The sequence below is a fragment of the Thermogladius calderae 1633 genome (assembly GCF_000264495.1).
In the GTDB taxonomy this organism is placed as follows: Archaea; Thermoproteota; Thermoprotei_A; order Sulfolobales; family Desulfurococcaceae; genus Thermogladius; species Thermogladius calderae.
Genome location: NC_017954.1, coordinates 869,545 through 891,346 on the forward strand (window position 1 = coordinate 869,545; position 21,802 = coordinate 891,346).

Consider the following 21,802-nt stretch of genomic DNA (forward strand, 5'->3'; position numbering starts at 1 on the left):
TTTAGTCGTTATAAGTTGAGTTCGGAGCCTGGTTCAAGTATTTGAAAGATAGCCGCGAGGTTCGTTATGCCAAGAAAGATAAAGGTGAAAACGGTCTACGGGCTGACGATCGACCTAGTAATCGACAAGACGGAGAAGGACAAGGTCCTGGTGGTCTTACCGGACGGTAAACAAGTTGAGATGAAGGTCATTAAACACGGCCCTGACAGGGTCATCCTGGACTACGACGGGGTGTACTTCTCTATCCTACTGGCGGGCGAGCACGCGTACATCAACACCCAGCCCCTGCTCGTGAGCAGTATCTCGGAGATCTACGAGACGCCGGTAAAGAAGAAAGTATCCGAGGAGGCGAGACCCGTAGAGACGGGCAGTAGGGTTATCAAGGCCCCTATTTCCGGGAGGATAGTGGAGGTCAAGGTGAAGAAGGGGGACAAGGTCAAGCAAGGCGATGTCGTCGCGATAATGGAGTCCATGAAAATGGTGATCGAGATAAAGTCCCACTTGGAGGGCGAGGTTCTAGAGGTGCACGTGCAGAGAGGGCAGGCTGTAGGGAAAGACGCGCCTCTAGTCACGTTGAAGTAGTCTACAACGGTATATTGGAGTGCTTCTTCGGCACTATCCCGACGTACTCTTCCCTCTTCCTCTTCACGAAGTCTAGAGCAGTCGCGATCTTGAGCCTCGTCTCTGCCGGGTCTATGACGTCGTCGACGTATCCGAGCTCCGCTGACAAGTACGGGTTGGCGAAAATTTTCCTGTACTCCTGGGTCTTCTCCTCGTAGAACTTGGCTGGGTCGGGCCTCGTCTCGGCCTCCTTCCTGTAGAGGATCCTCACCGCGCTCTCCGGGCCCATCACGGCGATCTCCGCCGTGGGCCAAGCATAGGTGATGTCGGCGCCCAGCGACTTACTGCCCATAGCAATGTAGGCCCCGCCGTACGCCTTCCTCATAATCACGGTAATCTTAGGGACAGTCGCGTCGGCGTATGCGTGGAGGATCTTGGCCCCGTGCCTTATGATCCCGCCGTGTTCCTGGTCTACACCTGGCATGAAGCCGGGGGTGTCCACGAATGTTATAATAGGCAAGTTGAACGCGTCGCAGAACCTCACGAACCTAGCTATCTTGTTGGAGGCGTCGATGTCTATGACCCCTCCTTTCTCGGCCGGCTGGTTGGCGACGACACACACGCTGTGCCCTCCTACCCTGGCAAACCCCACGACAGCGGACTTGGCGAAGTCGGGCTGTATCTCTAGGAACTCGCCGTTGTCCGCTACGCTTACCACGACCTCCTTTACGTCGAAGGGCTTGACCGGGTCTGTAGGGACGACGGAGTACAGGTTGTCCAGCCTCCTCTCAATGGGGTCCTCTGTCGGGATGTACGGGGGCTCCTCGTTAGAGTTGCTCGGGAGGTAGGAGAGTAGCTTCCTCGTCAGCGCGAAGGCTGTCTGCTCGTCGTCCGCGACGAGGTGGGCTACACCGCTCTTAGTAGCGTGGACGTGGGCCCCTCCCAGCTCCTCGAAGGTCACCTCGACACCTGTCGCCGCCTTGACCACCTCGGGGCCTGTGATGAACATGTACGCCTGTTTGACCATGATTACAAAGTCCATGAGGGCAGGGCTGTACGAGGCGGCGCCGGCGCACGGCCCCAGCATGACCGCGATCTGGGGTACCACACCGCTCGCCTTGACGTTGGCCGCGAACAGCAAGCCGGAGCTGTGTAGGCTCGCCACCCCTTCTTGGATCCGGGCTCCACCCGAGTCGTATAGGCCTATCACCGGGGCGCCGTACCTCACCGCCATCTCGATCAGGTGGGCTATCTTCTCTCCGTGGACTTCGCCTATGCTACCCCCGAAGACCGTGAAGTCCTGGGCGTACACGAAGACAGGCCTACCGTCGATCCTCCCGTAGCCTATTATTACACCATCCCCGTAGACCTTCACTTTGTCCATACCGAAGAACGTGCTGCGGTGCGTCCTGAGCCACTGTATCTCCTGGAAACCGTCTTTGTCTAGTAGCAGGCTCAGCCTGTCCCTGACCCAGAGCTTCCCCTTCTTGCGTTGCGCCTCTATCTTGTCCAGGCCACCGCCGATAATCCCCTTCTCTCTAATACCTCTCAGCTCGCTCAACAGGTCTTCGTGGCTCCTCGACATCACTTAGCCCTCCTCAGTACGCTGACCGCCGTGATAGTCCCAACACCACCTATGTTGTGGGTGAGCGCGGTCTCGGGCGAAGAAGCCTTGTAGCCTGGGAAGTCCCCTCTTAACTGGAGGTAGGCCTCAGCAACCTGGTACACACCCGTTGCCCCAACAGGGTGCCCCCTCGCCTTGAGCCCACCGCTGAAGTTCACCTCGGGCTTATCACCCTTGGCGAACCTGCCCTCTCTCCAGAGCTTCGGGGCCTCCCCCTTAGGTGCAAAGCCGATGTCCTCTAAAGCGAGGAAGCCCGTTATGCTGAAAGCGTCGTGTACCTCTGCGTAGTCTACGTCTTTAAGGGAGATGCCGGCGCGTTTGACGGCCTCCCTCGTCGCCGTGACCGTCGACTCCATTGTCAGGAGGTCTCTCCTCGAGGCTAGGTCGACGCTATCAGTGGCCATAGCCACAGAGGCGAGCTCTACCAGGACGTCCCTCCCCGTCTTCTTCGCGACCTCCCTCGCCCGCTCCTCGCCCCTGACAAGGATCACTACCGCTGCGCCGTCTCCAATAGGGGAAGCGTCGAACAAGCGGATCGGGTCGGCTATTAGTGGGCTGTTGAGAATGGCCTCGAGAGTAGTCTTTCTCGGGAGCTGCGCGTAAGGGTTGTAAGACGCGTACTCGTGCATCCTGAGCGGCCAGTAAGCGAAGTCCTCCCTGGTGTACCCGAACTTCTCCATGTAGTACCTCATCACCATGGCGTTAAGGCCTGTGAAGGTGACCCCGTAGATCAGCTCGTACTGAGCGTCCGAGGCCTGGGCAAGAGCCTTCGTGGCCTCGCTCGTGACACCCTCCGTCAGCTTCTCCACGCCTCCAACAGCGACGACGTCTGCTAAACCCGACTTCACGAGCGCGTAGCCTGTGTACACGGCCGCCCCGCCGCTACCGCAGGCTGCTTCTACTTTGAAAGCGGGTAAGCCTCTGAGACCAGCGAAGTCCACTAGGAGGGGTCCTAGGTCGTCCTGCTCCATCAGCACACTGGACGTCATGTTCCCGATCACGACTGCGTCCGGCCTCAAACCCCCGGCGTCCTCGATCGCCTTCCACAGGGCCTCGGAAAACAGGCTTCTAGCGCTCTTGTCGAAGAACCTGCCGATCTTGGTCATCCCGGCGCCCACAAGGTAAACTTTCTCCAAGATCCCACCTGTGCCTGAATACCTGGATAGAGGATTTCCCTCTTGGTATATAAGTATAAATTGACTCGCTTGAAAAAAAGCCTACCTACTAGTTGCCATGTCCTTTAAAAACGCAAACTAACCAATTTTCCAACGGGGTTGGGATACGAGTGCTCTGGAGTACGACGTGGTAAGGTATACAGTGAGAGTTGCGCTGAGACTCAGCGTCGACGACTCGACGGTGAGCGTGAGAGACGCCGCAAGGATACAGAGGTTCCTCAGAGATAACCCCGACTACCTCGTCAAGGTTAAGAAGGGGATACTGTACTGCGGGCTATGTGGAAGGGGGCCGTTCACGAAGAGGGGCCTCTACCTCCACTTGACCAGGGTGCACGCCGAAGAGATCGCGCGGACCATTAGGCAAACCCCCGAAAGCCCGCGTAAGCCCTGAGAATCATAAGCTTTAAGGACATGAAAGGCCCACCCTAGTATAGCGCGGGACGTCTTTCTGTGTGGTGTCCCAGATGGTTAAGTTGGCTACAGTACTTGTCATACTTGTCCTACTAGCTTCTCTCCTCTACACTGCGCTCGCCTTGTACAGCGAGAAGAGCGAAATCGACAGACTCGCGCGAGAGAACGAGTCCTACTCTAACCTCTTGAACAGCCTTAACAAGACGCTCGCGGAGATCTCGGTGGAGTACTCCAGTCTACGGCAACGCTACCGTGAGCTGGAAGGCAGGTACAACGCGACCTACGCGGGGTACCAACAGGTGGTCGCATGGCTCCAGGGGAACACCTCTTACTACAAGCAGTTGTTGGCGGGGTATGAGCGGGAGATCGAGCTACTCAACAGAAGCCTGGTTAACAACATAACCTACTACGAGAGCCTTGTTAGCGCGCTGAGGAGCAATCTGAGCTACTACGTCGAGCTGGCTGGAAACCTGGGCGCTGAGCTAGAGACCGTGAGGTCGTGGCTAGCGGGGAACCAGTCCTTCTTCCTCAACCGGCTCCTGCTCGTAAGCGACGAGCTCCACTCTCTCAGGGCCGTGGTCTCGCAACCCCTTGGCGTACCGACACTGATTAGCAGTAACACGAGCTACGTAAACTCGTTCATCACTCTCAACGTGAGGCTGGCCAGAGGGCTCGACCTAGCCCTCCCGCGGGACAATCTAATTGACGCCTTGGTCAATTACACGCTCGTGAACTTCTACTACCAGTACGACCCGGTAGCGCTAAGGGACTACTGGAAACCCGTCAACGAGACCCTGATCGACAGGGGCGGGGACTGCGAAGACCTGGCGTTGTTCGTCTTCTCCTATCTCTACTCTAGGGGCTTCAACTACACATACCTAGTAGCGTTCGAGAGCAAAAGTTACGGTCACGTAGCCGTGGTTACCTACGCTGACGGCGCATGGTACTTGATAGACCTCGCCGGCAACTGGTTCAACGGGTACAGCTGGTTCTTGAAGATCGAGCTAGCCCGCGGGGCCTCCACTTACACAGTGAGAATACCGCCACTCTCGGTCCACCCAGAAGTCAAGGCCTGGCTACTCTCCAATGGGTTCGCGAGCCTAGTGAAAGTGAGGAGCGGCTACGCCCCATCTTCTAGCGACATCACCTCGATCATGAAATCCTGGAGCAGTTACTGGGCTTCACTAGGCTACCCCCAGTACAGGTACTACCTGGTAGGCTACAACGTCTACTACACGTCGAGCGACACGGGCGACTTAGCTGGCTATCTCAACAACCTGGTTTCAGGCGGGGGCTAGGTCTTCCCCCTCAGTTGTAGACCCGTTATAACGACCTCGCTGTTGTAGACCTTGAAGGCGAGCGCGTACACCGCGACTACTTCAGCTAAGTTCGAGGCGAGAGCCACGTAGAAGTACGTGTAGTCCCCAATGGTACTCGACACACTCAGCAACAGTGGCATCGGGGCGACCGTGAGACCCGAGACCACGGAGGTAGGCGTGTTGAGGCTCAGTCCTGTGAACTGGACTATTATGGCGAGCCCGAACATGACCATCATAAGCGGGGTTACGACTATGCCGGCAGTCCTCTCGTCGCTGACTAAGCCCCCCACGATCACCCCCAGCCCGCCCGACAGTAGAGTCCCCAGTACTACTGTGACCAGCATGTACAACACCGTGTTCAAGTCGATCGCCTGGGAGGCGACGGGGTAGTTCACACTCGTGGCTTGAACAGTTGACTGGCTCGGAGGAGACATACTGAGGACGGACACGAAGAGGCTGCCGAACAACACCGCCCCCATTATAACGGCTGCTATGATAGAGGCCAGGATCTTGGCCAGCGCTATGTAGACCCTCTTGACAGGCTGTGACAAGAGCAGTTCGAAGGCCTTCTCGGCCTTCTCCACTGCGCTCGCTTGTGTGGCGAAGCCCATGGTGAAGGACATTAGTATCGCGACGACAAAGGTGGAGACGAGGCCGAAGCCTATGTCGGTGTTCACCTTTCCGTAGTCGAGGATTCTCCCCTCGTATACGATCTTCGGGTTGAGGCAGACCGTCGCGTTGCCGTAGAAGCTTATACTAGTGTTCGACTTTACCGCCGCTAGGGCGTACCTGAGCGCCTCATTGAAAGAGCCCTGTAGTAGCAGGGGTGGTAGAGAGCCTATGCTGGTGAGCGACAGGGAGCCGAGAGGCGTGTACGTGACAAGCCTGGGAGTCGAGTTGAGAGCCTCACTGCTGAAGCCTCTCGGTATAACAACTAATGTGCTGAAATCCTGGGTCTCCGAGAGACTAGTGGCTAGCCTCACTCTACCGTTAAGCGTGTCGTTCAGGTAGGCAGTGAAGGCTCTAGATAAGGCCGTGTTGTCCTCGTCTACGACCCCGATCACGCCTGAATACTGGTTGACCGTAGTCCTGATACCTGTGTTCATGAAGGTGCCTAGGGACACGTAGAAGAGAGGTATTACCATGAGCGTCACGAGGAAGCCGGGGTTCTTTATGATAGCCTTTACTTCCCTCTTGAGGAGGGACTTAAACACCATGTTGCTTCACCGCCCTCAAGAACACCTCTTCGAGGTTAGAGGCCGAGTAAGCCGATTTGAGCCTGTGTACCTCCCCCTCCGCTATCAGTTTTCCCTTATATATGACGCCCACCCTGTCGCAGAGGTTCTCGACCTCGAGCATGTTGTGGCTGCTCAAGATCACAGTGACGCCCTCTCGCTCCCTGTACCTCTTGATCAGCTCCCTAACAAACATGCTCTTCTCCACGTCCAGGCCCGAGGTGGGCTCGTCTAGGACGAGCACCCTGGGGTGAATAGCCAGCGCGACGCTCAAGGCTAGAATCCTTTTCATGCCCTTACTGTACTTCTTCACGGGCTTCTCGATGAACTCGCCTAAGTCGCTTATCGATATCGCTTCGTCGACTCTCTCTTCTAGTTCTCTCCCCTTGAACCTTATCGAGAGCATGAACTCGATGAAGTCGTAGCCGGTGAGGTCTCTGTAAGCCCCCGCCTCCTCCGGGAGGTAGCTGATCACCCCCCTCACAGCCATCGGCTGGCGTACCACGCTGTACCCCTCCACGAAAACGTCGCCGCTCGTCGGCTTCAGTAGGGTGGAGATTATCCTCAGCGTAGTCGTCTTTCCGCTCCCGTTCGGCCCGACAAGCCCGTAGATCTCCCCCCTCTTAACGGTGAAGGTCAACCCGTCGACCGCGACTACTCCTCCACGGTAGACCTTTCTAAGGTTGTTAACGACGACGCTCTCGCTCATTATACCAGCCGATTGCTCCGTTAATCTCTATCACGTAACGCATTTAAAATTGAGTGACTAGACACGACTCACGGGGCGGTAGTTGTGCCGCAGATCGACGCTGTGATAGCCGGTGTGAGGGTCGGCGACAACAGCCCTGTCAGGCTCATGGGCGTCGTCAACGTGTCCCCGGAGTCCTTCTACAAGGGTAGCGTGAAAGCGGATGCGGGGGAGCTCATTAGAACCGTCGAGGCGTTCTTGAGGAGCAACACCGACTTCCTGGACATCGGTGGGAGGTCTACGGCGCCCTACCTCAAGACAGACGTGCCACTCGAGGTAGAGCTGGAGAGAGTCGTCTGGGCTGTGAAACTAGTCAGAGACGTGTTCGGCGACAAGGTCCCGATATCGATCGACACCACCAGGTCTAGGGTCGCAGAGGAGGCTCTTCGGGCCGGGGCAAACATAGTAAACGACGTCTCGGGATTACGCGAGGACCCTAGAATGGCCGTAGTGGCGAGGGAGTACGGTGCCCCGTTGATCCTCGTTGCCAGGGTGTCCTCGTATAGGAGCGGCGTCAGCCCGATCGACCAGGTCATCGGGGCGGTTAAAGAGTCCCTATCGAGGGCCGTGGAGAGCGGTGTCGACGAGAAGCTCATCGTAGTAGACCCCGGTATAGGGTTCAACAGGTTCCAGGATCTACCGTGGTACGTGTGGGACTCCATGGTCCTAGCCGAGCTAGAGAAGCTGAGGGGGCTAGGGCGGCCCATCCTGGTCGGCGTGTCTAGGAAGTCGTTCATAGGAGAGATCACGGGCCGTAAAGACCCTGCTGAGAGGCTGTACGGCAGCCTTGGCGCGACCGCGATCGCCGTCTACAACGGGGCACACATAGTGAGGACCCACGACCCGGCGGAGACACTTGACGTTGTCAAGGTAGCGTCCTTCATCAGGCTCTACAAGACCCGGCAGATGTCCTGGTAGACATGGACTACCATAGGTGTCGCCCTGTACGCTCCGGCGAGCTAACGGGTTGAGGAGGCTACTCGTCCAGGGAAGTTATTTCGCTTATTATCTCCTTGTACGATGGCGGCTCTCTCCTCGCGGGGACGATCTCGACGTAGACGTACTTGAACCTAGGGTCGACCTCCTTGACCTTGCTCTCAATGGAGTTGGCCAGCTCCTCTGCTCTCCTCACGTCCATGTTCTCGTCCACCTCTACCTCCAACACGAGAAGGTACTCGTCCTCGGTCAACATGGCCGCCTTGAAGACGTTCACGTCTTTGACTTCACGGAGGGAGAGGACGCTGTTGAGCACTTTAACCAGTACGCCTTTCGGTGGCGCGTGACCGGTCAACACCCTGTAGAACCTGTAACCGATGGAGAAGGATATCGCGACTACGACTCCTGTTATTATTACGCTACCTACCACGTCCACAAGGCTCGATCCCGTGTACAGTGCTATAAAGGAGATAATCCCCACGAGAGTATCGGCCAACGAGTCCACCATCGTGCCCTTGGCCACCGGGTCTGTGTTCTCCCTCGTCAAGTAGTAGGCACTGTAGAATAGGGGCACGGTGTTTAGGACTGTCGAGACTAGGACTGCGTGTAGCGAGATGGGTGTAGAGTACACATCAGGCATCCTGCCGAGAGCCGAGACAACCCTGTTCACCGCAAACCCGAGGATCGAGCCCGAGAATATCATCAAAGCAATGAGGCTAGTCGCGTAAGACCTCCTCTCGACCCCGAACGGGTACTCGAGGCTTCTACGCACCCTCCTCAGCCCGACCATCATTGCTATGAGCCCAATAGTGTCCGTCAACTCGTTCAGCGCGCCTATTTGCACGCTGATTGAGCTCGAGAAGAACAGGCTTACTACGAACAGTACGGTCGAGACCGAGTTGAGGACGATACTCAGCTCGACCGGATTCAAACTAGGATATCCACCTGAATTAATATATGGGGTGAGATTTGTCCCTTATAAAACTAGTGGCTAAGGTACTTCTCTCTCAAGTACTTGAGGAGGTACTCTACGTTGTACTCGCCGCCAAGCGCTCTCTTTAGGAGCTCCTTCGGCGGGTAGGTGCTCCCGAACCTGTGTACCCTGTTCTTCTGCCACTCCTTGATAGCGCTGAAATCGCCCTTCGCCACCTTCTCTCTCAGGCCGACTTCTCTCTCCATGGCGTACATCATCTGCGCGGCTACGATGTTCCCGAGAGTATATGTTGGGAAGTACCCTATAGAGCCCATGCTCCAGTGGATGTCCTGGAGAACACCCTCGCTGTGCCTACCCGGCCTGACGCCGAGTAGCTCTTCCATGTAGTTGTTCCAGAGCTCTGGGAGGTCTCCCACCTTTACCTCACCCGTCAACATGAGTTTCTCGAGCCTCGCTCTCAACGCTATGTGTAGGTTGTACGTGACCTCGTCGGCCTCTGTCCTGATGAGGCTCGGCCTCACGACGTTGAAGTACAAGTAGACGTCCTCGGGGGTGTACTTCTCTATGAACGGGAGGTGCTTCTTCAGCACGGGGTAGACGAGCTGGACGAACTCCCGGCTACGCCCCACGATGTTCTCCCAGAACCTGCTCTGCCCTTCGTGTACGCCTAGGCTAACCCCCGTGGCGATCGGGGTGTACTTGAGGGCGGGGTCTATCTGTAGCTCGTAGGTCGCGTGCCCGAACTCGTGGACTGTGGATAGCAGCGACCTCTTGAAGTCGAACCCCTCGTACCTAGTGGTTATCCTGACGTCGTCCAGCCCTATCTCGATCGTAAACGGGTGGGCCGACACGTCGAGCCGGGCCCTCTCGCCTAGAGGGTAACCCAGTAGCTTCAACACCTCGCTGTTCACAGCCTCCATCCACGCCCTCTCGTACTTCACGTCCTCCAACGGGTGCTTCCTGGGGTACCTGCCCTCCGCCTCGACCTTTTCGAGTATGCTCTTGAGCTCCGAGGTAAGGGGTGTCAAGATGTTGTCGACGTCCCTTGTTGTCAACCCCTCCTCGTACAAGTCTAGTAGCGCGTCGTAGGGGTGGTCTTTCCATCCTAGGCAGTCTGCCTTCTCCCTGGTCAGCTTCACGATCTTCTCCAGGTACGGCTTGAACTTGTTGAAGTCGTCGGTCTCCTTGGCCGCCCTCCAGGCGTGCATGGCCTCCTGCGTCGTCTTCTCCAGTTCGGCCAACAGCCGCGGGGGTATGGCCCTCATGATCCTTATCTCCCTCGACAGAACCCTCACGACGCCCCTCTCGTAGTCGTTGAGGTTCTCGACCTTCTCGGCTTTCTCGACTAGTTGCGTGAACTCGGGGCTGAGAATGAGTTTCTGGGCTAGGAGGCTCAACTCGGCTCTAGCGACAGCCCTCTCCTCCACCCCTCCCCTAGGCATGTAGGTCTCGCTGTCCCACGAGAGGAGGGCCTGGGCGTGCCCTATTGCCCATATCGCCCTGTACTTCTCGAGGATCTCCTTCACGACCTCGTTTTCGAAAACCAAAGAGTCCACCATTCATTTTGTAACTTGGGCGACAATTTAAAATTCACCGTTGGCCAAATAATAGAGTAGGTCGCGCACTCGATGAGACCACCGGTTGTCATCCTCGCGGGAGGTCTGGGCACACGGCTAAGGCCCTTAACAGAGGTCCTCCCCAAACCCATGGTACCGCTTGGCGGGAAACCGCTTATAGCCCACCTCGTTGAGAGGTTTCGGGAGACCGGGTTTCACAGGGTCTACATCGCCGCGAACTACAAGGGAGCCCTGATTAAGGAGTACGTCGAGACGACGGGGATGCCCGCCGAGGTCAGGATACTCGACTCAAAGGACACTATAGACGGGGTGAGGCTCATAGCCGAGGAGCTGGGAGACGAGGTCGTCGTCTCCATGGGAGACTTGGTGACGAGCATCGACGTAGGCGACCAGTACAAACTCCACCGCGAGACCGGCGCGGACGCGACCATATCCCTGACCAGCGTTGACAACCCGCTGCAGTACGGGCTCGTGATGGTGGACGAGAGTAAGAGGATACTCCTATTCACCGAGAAGCCTGTAAGCCTCGAGGTCTACCTACTCAGCCTCGCCTTCTACAAGACGAAAGGTGTGAGCACCTACAGCAACCTTGTAAACGCGGGTATCTACGTGCTAGGCGAGAATGCTATGAAGCTGATAACGGCCAACAAGTCCCTACTAGACTTCGGGAGACACTTGTTCCCACTCATGGTCGAGGAGGGCTACAGGTGCTATGGGTACGTGGTTCCTACAGGGGTCTACTGGGAGGACATAGGGACGATAGAGAAGTACAAGAGGGCGATGTGGGACATGATCAGCGGGAACGTCCCCGGCTTCAAGCTGAACGGCGAGACGGTGTCCAGCGGAGTGCACATACACAAGACCGCCGACGTCAGGGGCGAAATACTACCGCCGGTTTACATAGGCGAAGGTGTAGTCGTAGAGGAGGGGGCAGTGGTAGGCCCATACGTGAGCTTGGAGGGGGGTAACTTCGTCGGGCGGGGTAGCCGCGTGGAGAACTCCATTCTATGGCAGAGAGTCGCCGTCGGCCGCAACACGTACGTCAGAGAGTCTATATTGTTGAACGACTCAGTTTTAAGTGATGGTGTGAAGGTTGTCGATTCTGTCATCGGCTCGGGTAACAAGGTCGTCGAGGACGTTTTCTCGAAAGTCCTACCCAACAAGGTGGTCTAGGTGCCCCAGTTCTACGACAACAGGATTATAGGCGTCCCGAACAGGGACTTCACCCCGGACGAGGCTGCGAGGCTGGGGGAGCAGTTCGGCTCCGCACTGGGCAAGGGATCCGTGGTCGTTAGTGGAAGAGACTACAACCCGGCCTCCAGGATGTTGAAGAGGGCCTTCACCTCCGGGCTCATGAGCGTGGGAGTAGAGGTAATGGACTTCCACGAGTCGCTCAGCGGGGAGATCTCTTTCAGCATAAAGAGGTTCGGGGCTAAGGGTGGCTTCCTGTTCACGACATCGCACTCCGTGAAAGACTCCATCATGTTAAAGCTGTTCAGGTCCCCCGGCTACGAAATACTCGCGAGTAGGCTGAGCATTGGGGAGTCGGAGGTCAAGAGGGTTGGGCTAGGCGAGATAGGCTGGGTCATGTACTCGGAGTACATTCACAAGCTCTACGTGTCGGCCCTCCTCAGCTTCGTTAAGGTCGATGAGATCATTACGAGAGGGTTCAGGGTCGTAGTCCACACCGCGTACTCACCCGCCGACACTATAGTGCCCGATGTGTTGAAGGCGCTGGAAGTTGACTACGTCCTCCTACACAACGTCAAGGCCAAGGCTTACGAGTCGATGTACCCGTTCACTAAAGAGCTCGAGAGGGTTGCTGACATTGTCAGAGCCACGGAGGCCGAGATAGGCGTTGTAGTGAACAACGACGCCTCCTCGCTCGTAGTCCTGGACGAGAAGGGTAGGATACTGCTTCCAGAGGAGCTGATGTTACTGATAACGCTCAACGCTCCCAGGGGCTCGCAAATCGTAGCAGAGGCTAGAGTGCCGGGCGTCTTCAAAGAGCTCCTCGCCTCGAGAGAAGTGCTGGTGGCGGAGGTCGGTAGTGAGGAGAATTTGATAGACGCGATGTACAAGACGAGGCCTTTTATAGCGCTCAGGCACACGGGTCACTTCGCCGTCCCCCTCTTTAGCCTGGGCTACGACGCCCTCATAACACTCGTTAAACTCCTCGAGTCTCTCGCCTTCGCGAAAATGAGGCCATCGGCTCTAGTAGACAAGTACAGGTCGAGGGCCTATGTAGAGGTAGGCAGGGTGAAGGCGGAGGAGGTCGGGGCAGCGAAAAAGGGGCTTATGCCTACGATATACGGTTTCTCGGAGTACACGCGGGAGGGCCTACGTTACCTGGTTTTCAACCCAGACGACCAGACGTACTCGCTCCTGGAGCCCAGACTATAGGGTCACATATAAACCGGGTTTTCATCATACCGATAACTTGGTTCTAGGCGGTCTTATGCTGAGAGTAGAGGGCCTCACAGCAAGTTACGGTATCGATGGTAACCCGGTGATCAAGAGCGCGGGAATAGAGCTGGGAGACGGGGAGGTCGCCCTGGTCACCGGCCCCTCTGGCTCGGGCAAGACGACGCTAGTACTCGCGATCACCGGCGTGTTAAAGCACCTCCTCAACGGCCACGTTTCGGGCAGGGTCTCGCTAGACGGAGTTAACCCGCTGGACCCGCACGGCTTCCGGAGAGTCCCCTTGGTGACCGGCGTGGTGTTGCAGGACCCCGACAGGCAGATCGCGATGCCCACACCGCTCGACGAGCTCGTCTTCACACTCGAGAACGTGGGTTACGAGACCACGGTGGCGGTCGAGAAGAGTAGGAAGGTGCTGGAGTTCTTCGGCCTCGGCGCGAAGGCAAACGAGCACGTCGAAAACCTCTCACTCGGCGAGAAGAGGAGGCTAACGATCGCCTCGGCGGTTGTGCACGACCCGGGCCTCTTGATACTCGACGAGCCCACCGCCAGCCTAGACCCGTGGGGGGTCAAGAGCGTGGTGGACTTCGTCGAAAAGGCTAGGAGGATGGGGCTCTCAGTCCTTCTAGTCGAGCACAAACCCCTGTTTTTCCGGGACTTGACCGACAAGGTCTACAGAATTGAGAAGGGCGTGTTGGTGGACTCCCAACCGCCTTCAACAGGCCTACCTGAACAGCGGCCAGCGGGAAGCAGGGAGGGCGGTGAACTAGTCCTCGAGGCTGAAGACCTGGTCGTCGGATACGGTGAGCCCGTACTGAGAACGGACAGTATCAGTGTGGGCAGGGGAGAGGTGGTCGTGGTCGCTGGCCCGAACGGGTCGGGTAAAACCACGTTGCTGAAGACCATAGCCGGGTTCCTCAAGCCTATCTCCTACAAGAAGATAAAGGTTAAGAGGGCCTTCTACGTTCCCCAGCACCCCGACTTCACGTTCATACACAGGACTGTCGAGGGCGAGCTGAGGGACGCGGCGAGGTCCGTGGCATTCGGTGAGCTCGCCTCCATGTACCCGTGGTTCGACCAGGTCAGACGCAGGAACCCGTTCACCCTGAGCCACGGTCAGCGGAGGTGGCTCGCCAACCTCGTCGCCTACGGGTACTCCAGGGACTTGATTCTCCTGGACGAGCCCAGTACAGGCCTAGACGACGTGATGTTCGGCGAGCTTGCGAGGGCTGTGAGGGCGCTGGCCGAGAGGGGTGCTGGGCTACTGGTCTCGACTCACGACCCGAGGCTACTCCTGGAGCTGGCCGACAGGGCGTACTTCGTGGATGGGGGGCGTTTGAGAGAGGTCGACCCGGTCTGGCTCGGGCTGGAAATGCTGAGGGCGGCGGGTGTGAGGCTTGGCTAGGCCTTCTGCATCCCTCGGCTTCCTGATAGCCCTCGGGCTGTCTCTTGCGGCCTTCGTTCTCGAGAACGAGGCCGTCCTGCTCGCCCTGTCACTGGCCTGTTTAGCCGCCTCGTTTAAGAGGCTGAGGAGGGTCTACTGGGTTTACGCCCTGTACGCTGTCGGGTTGACCGGCGTGTTCGTGAACGCGGTCTTGTTCAACAACACGGGGAGCACTGTATTCCACCTCCTCGGCTACCCGGTGAGGAGCGGCGCAGTAGAGGGCTTCGTGAGGGTGTCGCTCAGGCTCCTCCTCATAGCAGCCGCCGGCTCCTGGTTCATCACTAGCTACACGCCGGTCGAGGTGGCGAGGGGGCTCGAGAGGGAGCTGGGAGTCCCCAAAGGGGTCGCATACGCGGTAGCCTACGCTTTCAGGCTCATGCCCCTCGTTGCGAGGGACTACAGAGAGGTCGAGTTCGTGAGGAAGGAGAGGGGGAAGAGGGCCGTCCCGGTCACCCCCGGTGACCTGGCAAGCATAATAACCCCACTCCTGCGAATAGGCTACGAGAGGGCGTTGTGGACGGGTATCTCAATGGAGTTACGGGGCTTCAGTCTGAGGAGGGTCAAGCGGGAGTTCAGGCTCCTATACCGCTGAGAGCGTCGAGACCGAGTGGAGATCTTCAGTGGGTTCTTCTCACCGGTTTAAGACCTAACATGAGCCGCGTGGAGTCTATGGAGGTGATCAAGGCGGTGAGTAAGCTAGGGGAGCCCGTTCTAGCGACCCTGATAATCGAGGAGAAGATAAAACGCGCTAGAGGTCTCTTACAGGGTCTATATCCTTAACGAGGGCTGCTTCGTAATTAGTGGTGAGACGTAGAGTTTATGAGCTCTGGTTTATTTGTTTTTATCGACGCCCTCGTGTCTGAGAGGTTGCTGAGGCCTAAGGAGGCTTGTCAGAGTTTAGGTATAAGCCACTCTACTCTCTCAAGGTGGGTTAGAGAGGTTAAGATCAAGGATGTTAGGACTGCTGGTGACAGGTACAGGATTCCGGAGAGCGAGGTTCGGTAGATCGTCGAAGGTATTCCAGCAGGAGAAGTCAGGGCCGCTGTCTATGCCCGGGTGAACTCCAGCGACCAGAAGAGCGACCTTGAGAGGCAGGTACAGCACATACACAAGCACGCTTGTGGTGAAATGTCCTAAGGGGTTGGGAACTGTTCTAGGTGATGATAGAAGTGAAGGTTATGAGTTGTTGCAAAACACTCGAGAAGCATGATTCGACCAGCAACAGTTTTAGTGGGGGGCTATAGGAGATATAGCTCCACCTTCTCCAGCCTTCCAGTTTTTGGATCCACTCTAAACCCCAGCCTCTCGAGAGCTGTTACACCTAGTAAAGCATCTATGTTTGTAGGTAGTTTGAGATCTGGCCACACCTCAATATCCCCGTGAGTCACAGAGTCTTCCACCCTTATCTCCCCACCACCATACTTAACCTTGATTATTCCACCATTTGGAAGCTTCCTAAACCTTTCATACTTATACTCTATACCCAGCCCCTGAACCTTCTCCGGAGTGGTAATGATATCCCCATAGAAACCTGTGTCAACTAAAGCCCTTAGCCTAGCTCCACCCCTAGGCCCATACACTTCAACATCAACAACAACCGAACCCATGCCGCATATAACCCAATTCTACTTTGCTTTAAGAGGTTAAAATAATTCATCCAATTGGTCGCAAAAGTTTTTTAAACAAGGATTTTGTTTCGGAATGGCTTGAAAAATGCTATTGCAAACAAATATCCGTGAGGGCTGTTTCCAAAAATACTTTACTGGAGATTTACCTTTTTCGACCTATTGGGGGTTAAGGGGCTCCCTGCCCGAACTTCCTCAACCCCACGCTGTGTATCCTGATCTTGCCGTACGCCTCCGGGTGTTGGTCGTGGAGTTGCTTAAGCTTGCTAAAGCATTCCTCACTCACCCACACGTGGACCTCAGCGAAGTCCTTAACAGACTCCTTAAACCAGTTCCTCACTACTTGCTCTGGGTGTGTGGTGACTTCGTTACAGGATTCTACCTCAACCGCTACTGCCTTGCTGTAGAGGGGTCTCCAGGCAACCTTATCAACCGGCACGGCCACTAAGTCTGGCCTAGCCTTAAGTTAGGGGTCCTGCCTGACGGGCGCAACTACGTAGCCTCTCGCATAATACCGTCACACAGTGGTTCTAGCGACCTCATAGCTCTTGTCAGATGGTGCGGTAGTACTGACTCCTATGGGGAAGCCCCTAACATACTTTACCACCTTCTTACTGCCCTCACGCTCGACCTCAACGTGGCCTGAAGCCGCTAGCCTGCTCACAGCTTTCTCAACTTCTCCCCTGCGGGCGCCAAGCCTTGCTGCAAGATCCACCACAGAAGTCGCGCCATGCCTGCACACGTAGTATAGGGAAAGCGTATCCAAGGGCCTCAAGGAATCCTCGTACTTCGGGACAGTGTTTATTACGGACTTGAGGTCTGCCTTAACAGCCTCACATGGATCTAAAGCCTTCGTGCATATCTCCTCCCTAACGACCTCATGCGGGACGTAGTCTAGCTGGACAATGACTAGGAGAGAATGCTTCTTGTCCAGTCTGGCGGTAACCTTCACGACTACTCTCCCCGCAGACAAGCCTCCTTTATCACTCGAGGCTCTGCAGGCTAGTGGCCGCATCATGGAGACCGTGAGCAGGGGAGTCTGCGAGTAGGAGAGAGCATTAACCCAAGGGGGCTCTCCGCGGTCTTCGACTGCTGCGGCGTGAAAGCCGTTGACGAGGTTGAGAAGAGAATTGGAGAGCACACACAGATATCCTCATGAAGGCTAGCGATAGAGCAGCTGTCGTGGAGTGCAAGCAGAGTCCTTCAAAAACATGGCTTGCCAAGGCGCGCAAGCAAGCAGTCCTCCAAAGCTTCTCTGGCAGCTAACAAAAATGTTGAGACAAATCACTATTTTATCTTGTTAGGTTTTACCCTCTCTTCTATAAACTGCGAAGTGGGAAATGATTAATGCGATTCCTAGCAGTGTTAAGACAAATCCTGGCATCATCAGCTCATTGAATGTTGTGTACTCTGTTGATGGTTGGTAGGTAGTTGTTGTGGTAGTTACCGTTTTATATCCTATTCTTTCATACTCTATGGTTGCCTTAACAGTTTTCGAAGCAATTATGGAGAAGGTGTTGCTAAATACAAAGCATATTTCCTTATTTGAAGGGGGTTCCCATACAATGTTAAAGGATGTGATTCTTGTACGAGATGGCTCAACATAGTAATAGAATGTGCCCCCAGCTTTGAATACACGCCACTCCGACTCGTCCATAACGTAGAAGTCTATATCCCTGTTACCACCGCTCAAAACATTCACATTAATATAAAGCTTTGCACCACCGGGGAAAGAGCCGCAGTAAGCCGTTGCTTTTCCAGGATCCACAACAAAAGTTTCATCGAGCCAAGTTTCGCGAATAGTTGTGTATATTGTTGTAGTTGTTGGAACCTCCACAGGTCTCATAACAGTTTTTGGTATAGGAACATATGTTGCAATGATTAGCCCCGCACCTACAACAGCAAATACAATGCCCATTGCAAGTAAAATACGCAAAATAGGTCACCACAAATTCATAGAACTTCTCCTAAGTTTATAAAAATTTAGCTTTTCATCCAGGCTGGCATTTTTCGTAAATGAATCTTATTCTCTCGTCTATGGTTAGTGCCGGGAACCCGAGTATAGATTCGTGGCTAATAGTATACCCCTCACGTTCAAATTGCTTCAGCATTCTTGCAAAGATAAATACACCTTTACACCCAGCCAGTCTAATGGCTATTTCATCGGCCTCTAATTCCTCACGCTTAACGAGCTGCCGATCCACTTCAATAATTTGCAAGGTAATATAAAACCAAAGTGATGTTGCTGCCAATCCAGCAAGCCAATCAACTATATCTCTCGCCTTCTCCAAAGACCTTATATCCTCGCTTAGAGCTTCGATCGATAATTTGCAAGTAGATGTGTAATTAGCCTTGAAAGAACATGATTGCGTGTAATGTGAGCTGCTTCATGAGCTAGCATAAAGTCTTTGAATTCCTCGGGGATTTCTCGACTAGCCAAAATTGCCTTATCTACGAAGATTATGCCATATCCCCCAAGTCCTATTGAACATGCAATGCCACAGGGAAGAACGTCTCTGTCGCAGCCTGAAACTATTATATTTTATATTACTAGCATTTACTAGTTTGCTGACCCTCTGTGTATATAACGGGTTATAGTTTGCGAGAGCATATAGGATAATGTACAGCAGCTTTTGTAATTGGTTCGTAAGCAATGCCCCCTCTCTCATCGGTTTCATCAACCTGCATTTTGTTTCAACATTGTGATACTCAAAAACTCTCTTAACAATATTCTGAGCACATTATTACCCTCTTTCACTTCCCTCGCTCTTTTATAGAATAGATGTAATCAAGTATCCGCTCAACAGCTTGTTGTGGCTTATCCCAGTAGGCAGCAAGGATGTATCCAACAATGCTGCGAATAGAGTTAAAGTCTACGCCTTTCTCACATAAGTTATAATAAACATATTTGTACACATCGATGCAACTCTTCTCAAGTTGAACCAGCTGATTCCTACACTTATTGGGATTTCTATAGCCTATGACCCACGAGCCGTTGCATTCTTCAAGCGCTCTACAACAACTAGAAACTAGCTCATAGAGCTTCTCATCGATCTTTAGCATTGTTTGCTACCACATAACCCTTACTATGATGCTTGTTAAATAAACTCATGCTATTGAACTAATAAACATTTAAACACTCTTGCTCTCGATGATGAAGTAGCAAGTGTTGCTCTTGCTTAGGCCATCATATTACTTGGTAACAGTCATGTAGCTCATAGTCATTTCTTACTTCTTGTTCTTCTACCGTCGCTCTAATGTGCCACGTTGCGCTTTTCCTGGCAACAAATGCAACTGAGGGGGCTAACCTTGAGAGCTTCCTGGGCCTGTAACGCCCTTACTGTGTGACAAGGCTGTTAATGAACTTGTTCACGTCGTCGATACCGTTCTCATCTAGGAACTTTTCGATACCTCTAACGACCTCTAGCATCGCCCTCGGGTCTACGAAGTTAGTGGTACCGACCTGTACAGCCTTGGCACCCACGAGCAGGTACTCGAGGGCGTCCTCAGCGGTCATCACCCCGCCGCTCGCTATAACTGGTACGTCTACAGCCCTAACCGTCTCGTAAACGGCCCTCAGGGTCAGGGGCTTGATCGCGGGGCCCGAGTAGCCCGCCACGACGTTGGCGAAGACAGGCCTCCTCGTCCTCAGGTCCACGGCCATAGCTCGGTAGGTGTTGCCTACCGTCAGGGCGTCGGCGCCGCTCTCAACAGCGGCTTTACCCATGGCCGCGATGTCCGTCACGTCGGGCGCTAGTTTGACTATGACCGGCTTGTTGGTCTTAGAAGCCGCGAGGCGCGTAGCCTCCCTTATACAGTCATCGCTGAGCGCGCAGCTCCTACCCCCCTTCTCGAGGTTGGGGCACGAGAGGTTGACCTCGTACGCCCTTATCAAGTCGCCAGCGGTTTCGAGGACCTCTATGACCGTAGCGTACTCGCTCGGCGTGAAGCCCGCTACGCTCGCGATGAAGACGGCGTCTCTGTACTTCTTCAGAGCCGGGACCTTCTCCTCGACGAACGCTTTAGCTCCTACGCTCGGTATCCCTATCGAGTTGAGGAGCCCGCAGGGGACCTCGTGTATCCTGGGGGGCGGGTTGCCCTCTCGCGGCTCTAGAGTGACGCTCTTCAACACCACCGCTCCCAGCTGACCCGGGTCGACGAAGGGCTCGTAGGCCACCGGGTCGTAGGTGCCCGAGGCGTTCATGACCGGGTTCTTGAGCGTCAAACCGGCTATCCTGACACTCAGCTTAACGCCCACTCCACTACACCTCCAACTCCCTCACGTCGAACACAGGGCCGTCTCTGCACGCAAGCTTGTAGCCGTGGACCGTCCTCACCACGCAGGATAGGCACGCACCCAGCCCGCAGCCCATCCTCTCCTCTACGGAGGCGTACGCTTTAAAGGGGGTTTGCTTCAGTAGCCTGATCAACCCCTTCGACCCGCACGTGTAGACTGTCGAGGGGTTCTCCTCGAACAGGATCCTCCCGACGTTGTCCAGGCTACTGGTGCCGTCCTCGTCGTACAGCACGTAGACCCTGGACGAGAATCCCTCGACGAGCTTGTTCCCAGTGGCGAGGTCCTCTCCACGCCCTCTGAAACTGCCCACGGTGACCACGCTGCACCCCGCTTCTCTCAGCTTTCTACCGAGGTACGTGAGCGACGCGAGCCCTACACCCCTCGCGAGGAGCAGCGCTTTACCGGGGCAGTCAAGGGGGAACCCCCTCCCAAGCGGGCCGAGTACGCTGACAACGTCGCTCTCCCGTAGCTCGGCCATCGCTCTAGTCCCCCTACCGGTCACCTTGTAGAGGATCTCCAGGACCCCCCTCTCCTCGTCGTAGTCGTAGACCGTGAAGGGTCTCCTCAGCAACACCTCGTGGCCGTCGACCTTCACCATGACGAACTGGCCGGGGTTCACCCGGCCTAGACTGCAACCGCCCAGCACGAGGTGCTTATACCCCCTCGCCACGCCAGTGTTCGACACCACAAGGCACTCGGCTACTCTCACGAGCCGAGACCTCAGGCGCGCTTAACTATCCTTACAATTTGGACACCCATATAACGCTACCGACAACTGCCGTAGTGTCTCAGCGACTAGGTGCTTAGTCAGAGCGTTTATTAAAACCTGGTGATAGAAATCTTAATAACCAGGTTTTAAGATCAGACCCACACGGTGGTTCCATGTTACTGGAGTTGGTCTCCCTGCTAATAGTCGTGCTCACGGCGTTGGCGCTGTACTTCGCGGCTAAGAAGACGAGGTACACGGCGATCGACTACACAGTGCTGGGGCTCGTCGGCGTTGTTTTCGGCGTGGTGTTCGTACCGTGGTGGACAGCCTACTACGTGGTCAAAGCTGTGGGCGGGCCCGTGGTGGCTAGGCTACTGACCTACGGCTTGTGGTTTATGGCGGCCCCGATGGCGGCCGTCCTCATAAGGAAGCCCCTGTCCGCCTTCCTCGGGGAGACGATAGCCGCTCTCATCGAGAGCCTCATACCGACAGCGGGCGGCTTGACAAACCTGGTCTACGGCTTTGCTCAGGGGCTAGCCAGCGAAGTGGCCTACGCCGCCGGGGCCTACAGGAGCTACGGGCTCGTGGCCTCGTCACTGGCCGGAGGCCTAGCGGCCTTCCCCGCCGTGGCCCTCGACGCAGTGCTGTTCGGGGACATCTACCCGTGGCACTACATGGTGTGGATAGTACTGGGGGCCTTCGTTAGCGGCCTGATGTACGGGGCTATAGCCTACCTCGTTGGGAGAGTCGTGAGGCCGTAGTCTCTTTAAACCCCTTTTTCCGAAT

At 55.5% G+C, this 21,802-nt stretch carries 25 protein-coding genes and 1 pseudogene; 11 read left to right on the top strand and 15 right to left on the bottom strand.

The genetic code is table 11. From position 1 onward, the window contains the following. The first annotated feature begins 66 nt into the window (after positions 1-66). Positions 67-582, top strand: a complete 516-nt coding sequence (locus tag TCELL_RS04835) for a DUF2118 domain-containing protein (protein ID WP_014737606.1) — start codon at positions 67-69, stop codon at positions 580-582. Between the two features lies 1 nt (position 583). Here the strand turns inward: TCELL_RS04835 and TCELL_RS04840 are convergent, their stop codons facing one another. Both TCELL_RS04840 and TCELL_RS04845 read right to left on the bottom strand, forming a co-directional pair. Then, positions 584-2,146, bottom strand: a complete 1,563-nt coding sequence (locus TCELL_RS04840; protein ID WP_014737607.1) for an acyl-CoA carboxylase subunit beta — start codon at positions 2,144-2,146, stop codon at positions 584-586. Beyond that, positions 2,146-3,321, bottom strand: coding sequence for a thiolase domain-containing protein (locus TCELL_RS04845; protein WP_014737608.1), 1,176 nt, complete (start codon positions 3,319-3,321; stop codon positions 2,146-2,148). The genes TCELL_RS04840 and TCELL_RS04845 overlap by 1 nt, the downstream gene beginning before the upstream one ends. Before the next feature lie 166 nt (positions 3,322-3,487). Here TCELL_RS04845 and TCELL_RS04850 point away from each other — a divergent pair, with 166 nt between their 5' ends. Continuing rightward, positions 3,488-3,751 (top strand): hypothetical protein, encoded by a 264-nt coding sequence (locus tag TCELL_RS04850; protein ID WP_014737609.1) that lies wholly within the window; start codon positions 3,488-3,490, stop codon positions 3,749-3,751. A gap of 73 nt (positions 3,752-3,824) precedes the next feature. Beyond that, positions 3,825-5,069 carry a transglutaminase-like domain-containing protein gene (locus TCELL_RS04855; protein ID WP_014737610.1) on the top strand — a complete coding sequence of 415 codons (1,245 nt, stop codon included), beginning with the start codon at positions 3,825-3,827 and terminating at the stop codon, positions 5,067-5,069. On the opposite strand, the gene TCELL_RS04860 is transcribed toward TCELL_RS04855, so the two are convergent. Both TCELL_RS04860 and TCELL_RS04865 read right to left on the bottom strand, forming a co-directional pair. Then, positions 5,066-6,307: an ABC transporter permease gene (locus tag TCELL_RS04860; RefSeq protein WP_014737611.1), complete on the bottom strand. Its 1,242-nt coding sequence runs from the start codon at positions 6,305-6,307 to the stop codon at positions 5,066-5,068. The two genes, TCELL_RS04855 and TCELL_RS04860, sit on opposite strands and share 4 nt — an antisense overlap. Then, a complete protein-coding gene (locus TCELL_RS04865) occupies positions 6,297-7,034 on the bottom strand; it encodes an ABC transporter ATP-binding protein (RefSeq protein ID WP_014737612.1) in 738 nt (245 codons plus the stop codon). The genes TCELL_RS04860 and TCELL_RS04865 overlap by 11 nt, the downstream gene beginning before the upstream one ends. Positions 7,035-7,118: 84 nt before the next feature. Here TCELL_RS04865 and folP point away from each other — a divergent pair, with 84 nt between their 5' ends. Next, the gene (gene folP, locus TCELL_RS04870) at positions 7,119-7,991 is read left to right on the top strand and encodes a dihydropteroate synthase (protein WP_014737613.1); all 873 of its coding nucleotides are present in this window, start codon (positions 7,119-7,121) and stop codon (positions 7,989-7,991) included. 58 nt (positions 7,992-8,049) lie between these two features. Here the strand turns inward: folP and TCELL_RS04875 are convergent, their stop codons facing one another. After that, entirely contained in the window at positions 8,050-8,940 is an 891-nt protein-coding gene (locus tag TCELL_RS04875; protein ID WP_014737614.1) for a cation diffusion facilitator family transporter, read from the bottom strand. A 53-nt stretch (positions 8,941-8,993) separates the two neighbouring features. Then, positions 8,994-10,502, bottom strand: coding sequence for a carboxypeptidase M32 (locus TCELL_RS04880; protein ID WP_014737615.1), 1,509 nt, complete (start codon positions 10,500-10,502; stop codon positions 8,994-8,996). A 69-nt stretch (positions 10,503-10,571) separates the two neighbouring features. On the opposite strand from TCELL_RS04880, the gene TCELL_RS04885 reads away from it, so the two are divergent. The 6 genes and pseudogenes from TCELL_RS04885 to TCELL_RS04905 all read left to right on the top strand — a co-directional run. Continuing rightward, positions 10,572-11,693: a nucleotidyltransferase family protein gene (locus TCELL_RS04885; RefSeq protein ID WP_014737616.1), complete on the top strand. Its 1,122-nt coding sequence runs from the start codon at positions 10,572-10,574 to the stop codon at positions 11,691-11,693. Beyond that, positions 11,694-12,923: a phosphohexomutase domain-containing protein gene (locus TCELL_RS04890; protein ID WP_014737617.1), complete on the top strand. Its 1,230-nt coding sequence runs from the start codon at positions 11,694-11,696 to the stop codon at positions 12,921-12,923. Between the two features lie 55 nt (positions 12,924-12,978). After that, the gene (locus TCELL_RS04895; protein WP_014737618.1) at positions 12,979-14,346 is read left to right on the top strand and encodes an ATP-binding cassette domain-containing protein; all 1,368 of its coding nucleotides are present in this window, start codon (positions 12,979-12,981) and stop codon (positions 14,344-14,346) included. Next, positions 14,339-14,977 (top strand): energy-coupling factor transporter transmembrane component T, encoded by a 639-nt coding sequence (locus tag TCELL_RS04900; protein WP_014737619.1) that lies wholly within the window; start codon positions 14,339-14,341, stop codon positions 14,975-14,977. The genes TCELL_RS04895 and TCELL_RS04900 overlap by 8 nt, the downstream gene beginning before the upstream one ends. 59 nt (positions 14,978-15,036) lie before the next feature. Further along, complete coding sequence (locus TCELL_RS07610) at positions 15,037-15,165, top strand: hypothetical protein (RefSeq protein WP_014737620.1); 129 nt, start codon at positions 15,037-15,039, stop codon at positions 15,163-15,165. Positions 15,166-15,204: 39 nt separating this feature from the next. Continuing rightward, a pseudogene (locus tag TCELL_RS04905) lies at positions 15,205-15,504 on the top strand (excisionase family DNA-binding protein); the annotation flags it as partial. 119 nt (positions 15,505-15,623) lie between these two features. Here the strand turns inward: TCELL_RS04905 and TCELL_RS04910 are convergent. From TCELL_RS04910 to TCELL_RS04945, 9 genes are all read right to left on the bottom strand, one after another. Further along, the gene (locus TCELL_RS04910) at positions 15,624-15,992 is read right to left on the bottom strand and encodes a hypothetical protein (protein ID WP_048163197.1); all 369 of its coding nucleotides are present in this window, start codon (positions 15,990-15,992) and stop codon (positions 15,624-15,626) included. A gap of 187 nt (positions 15,993-16,179) precedes the next feature. Then, on the bottom strand, positions 16,180-16,449 hold the full coding sequence (locus tag TCELL_RS04915) for a hypothetical protein (protein ID WP_048163199.1): 270 nt from the start codon (positions 16,447-16,449) through the stop codon (positions 16,180-16,182). Positions 16,450-16,527: 78 nt separating this feature from the next. Beyond that, complete coding sequence (locus tag TCELL_RS04920; protein ID WP_162097838.1) at positions 16,528-17,151, bottom strand: MarR family transcriptional regulator; 624 nt, start codon at positions 17,149-17,151, stop codon at positions 16,528-16,530. Positions 17,152-17,310: 159 nt separating this feature from the next. Then, positions 17,311-17,946, bottom strand: coding sequence for a p24 family protein (locus TCELL_RS04925; protein WP_048163203.1), 636 nt, complete (start codon positions 17,944-17,946; stop codon positions 17,311-17,313). A gap of 55 nt (positions 17,947-18,001) precedes the next feature. Then, the gene (locus tag TCELL_RS04930; protein ID WP_048163206.1) at positions 18,002-18,301 is read right to left on the bottom strand and encodes a hypothetical protein; all 300 of its coding nucleotides are present in this window, start codon (positions 18,299-18,301) and stop codon (positions 18,002-18,004) included. Positions 18,302-18,318: 17 nt separating this feature from the next. Next, a complete protein-coding gene (locus TCELL_RS07625) occupies positions 18,319-18,549 on the bottom strand; it encodes a M48 family metalloprotease (RefSeq protein ID WP_420834840.1) in 231 nt (76 codons plus the stop codon). Between the two features lie 215 nt (positions 18,550-18,764). After that, positions 18,765-19,073 carry a hypothetical protein gene (locus tag TCELL_RS04935; RefSeq protein ID WP_048163209.1) on the bottom strand — a complete coding sequence of 103 codons (309 nt, stop codon included), beginning with the start codon at positions 19,071-19,073 and terminating at the stop codon, positions 18,765-18,767. Positions 19,074-19,347: 274 nt separating this feature from the next. Further along, positions 19,348-20,268: a dihydroorotate dehydrogenase gene (locus TCELL_RS04940; protein ID WP_014737623.1), complete on the bottom strand. Its 921-nt coding sequence runs from the start codon at positions 20,266-20,268 to the stop codon at positions 19,348-19,350. A gap of 4 nt (positions 20,269-20,272) precedes the next feature. Continuing rightward, entirely contained in the window at positions 20,273-21,016 is a 744-nt protein-coding gene (locus TCELL_RS04945; protein ID WP_014737624.1) for an iron-sulfur cluster-binding protein, read from the bottom strand. A gap of 173 nt (positions 21,017-21,189) precedes the next feature. Between TCELL_RS04945 and TCELL_RS04950 the strand changes: the two genes are divergently transcribed. Further along, on the top strand, positions 21,190-21,777 hold the full coding sequence (locus tag TCELL_RS04950; protein ID WP_014737625.1) for an ECF transporter S component: 588 nt from the start codon (positions 21,190-21,192) through the stop codon (positions 21,775-21,777). Positions 21,778-21,802: the final 25 nt, after the last annotated feature.